Here is a 1,796-nt window from a genome sequence, read left to right as displayed (position 1 = left end):
GGCGACCGCGTCACGGTCGAGCTGCCGACCGGGCTGGAGGTCACGGACATCGTGCGGAGCATCCGCCTGGAGGCCACCCCCGAAGGCGGCGAGCAAGTGACCTCGGTCATCGGCTCCAGCGACCAGACCACCGAGACCCGCATGGTGCGCACCGTGCGGGACCTGGCGTACCGCCTGGGACGTATCGAAGCGAGAGGCAGGTAGCCACCATGGCCCAGGATTCCTGGCCGAGTCCGGAGCACAACGCGCGCTTCGTGAACGATGTCGAGTACGAGCAGATGGCCCGGTACTTCACCGGGAGCGGCGTCTACGGCTCGCCTGCCGATCCCGCCGTCGTCACCGCTGGCGTCGGCCTGACCGTCAAGATCAGGCCCAACCAGTTCGCCTGTGTCAACGGGCACGGCTGGACCTCGGGCACGACCGGCGACATCCTCGATGTCGACGCCAACCCGAGCGGCCAGACCCGCATCGACCGGGCGGTGCTGCGGCTGTCCCGCACAACCTGGACGGTACGCGCGGTGGTGAAGAAGGGCACGCCCGGCGCCGGGCCGCCCCCGCTGGCCACCGGCCCGGAGTTCCCCAACTACGAGTCCCTGCTGGCCAACATCAACGTGCCGCCCTCCGCGCTGTCCGTCCAGGTCATCCGGGGCGAACGGTATGTGGGCCGGACCCTGCGCGTGGCCACCTCGACCGCCCAGACCAACCCCAACCCGGAGATCGGGGACCTCACCTGGGAGTCGGACACCAAGCGCCTGCGGCTGTACGACGGCGCCCGAACGATCACCCTGTACGAGGCTGCGGGCACGGTCGTCGTCACCAGCGCCCAGTCCGGCTGGGCCGTGGAGGCGGACTCCGCCCTGGACTACGCGGCCGGGCAGATCCACCTGCGTCTGGGCACCTTCAAGCGGACCGGCGGAGAGATCACGCCTGCGGCCGAGTCGCGGCTTCCGGTGCTGATCCCGGCGGTCTACCGGCATCCCACGCGGTCCATCCGGTCGATCGCCTATGTGTCCGGCGCGCGGCCGGCGGCGGTGACCATCCACGCGGCGAACGAGACCGCGCGCGCGGGGCAGGTGTGGCTGACCTCGCATCCCACCATCTCCGCCGGGGATCTCATCCTCCCCGGCCAGGTCTCATGGGCGGTGAACTGACGTGCGACAGATGTTCGGTGCGGGCATCGGGGACTTCGTGGTCCTCCCGGTGGACGGCCAGTGGGGCGTGGGCGCCGGGCGGGAGGTGACGTTCTGGGACGCAGCGGTCGACGGCGCCCGGTACACCGACCTCCTCGACGGCACCGGCGCCGCGGTCGAGGCCGTCACCTCCGACGAGCACGGCGCGATCCCTCGCCTCCAGGGGCCGCACGGGGTGACGGGGATGTGGGCGGACGCCGGCGGGCCGCGCGCGTGGATGGACGCCCACGTCGACGCCAGCCTCCGCGAGTCGGCCAAGGCCGTGGTCATCACGGCGCCGGGGCCGGGGTCGTGGGTGATCTGGCGGGCACCGAGTCCCGGCACGATCACGGCGGTCCGCGGCTACCGCGTCGGCGGGACCGGCCTCACGATCAACGCCACCAAGGGCGGCGTCGACTTGCTGCCCACCGATCTGTCCCTGTCCGTGGCGGACACCTGGCTGGCGGGCCCGGAACTCCAGGGCGCGGCCTTCGACACGGGCGACACCTTCGCGGTGTCGGTCCGCAGCGTNTCGGGCGCGCCCAGCGCCGTCACGATCCAGCTCGACATCAGGGGGCTCTGACATGCCGCTGCTCGCTGTGCTGGACGACCAGCACGACCGGCGCC

General features: G+C 72.0%; 1 protein-coding gene and 1 pseudogene. Both read left to right on the top strand.

The genetic code is table 11. From position 1 onward, the window contains the following. A pseudogene (locus tag GTY84_RS01215) lies at positions 1 to 204 on the top strand (hypothetical protein); the annotation flags it as partial. 5 nt (positions 205 to 209) lie between these two features. Beyond that, positions 210 to 1,151: a hypothetical protein gene (locus GTY84_RS01210; protein WP_161224127.1), complete on the top strand. Its 942-nt coding sequence runs from the start codon at positions 210 to 212 to the stop codon at positions 1,149 to 1,151. The last annotated feature ends 645 nt before the right edge of the window (positions 1,152 to 1,796 follow it).

The sequence above is a fragment of the Streptomyces sp. SID8352 genome (assembly GCF_009862265.1).
In the GTDB taxonomy this organism is placed as follows: domain Bacteria; phylum Actinomycetota; class Actinomycetes; order Streptomycetales; family Streptomycetaceae; genus Streptomyces.
This window is presented reverse-complemented; position numbering and strand designations above follow the sequence as displayed.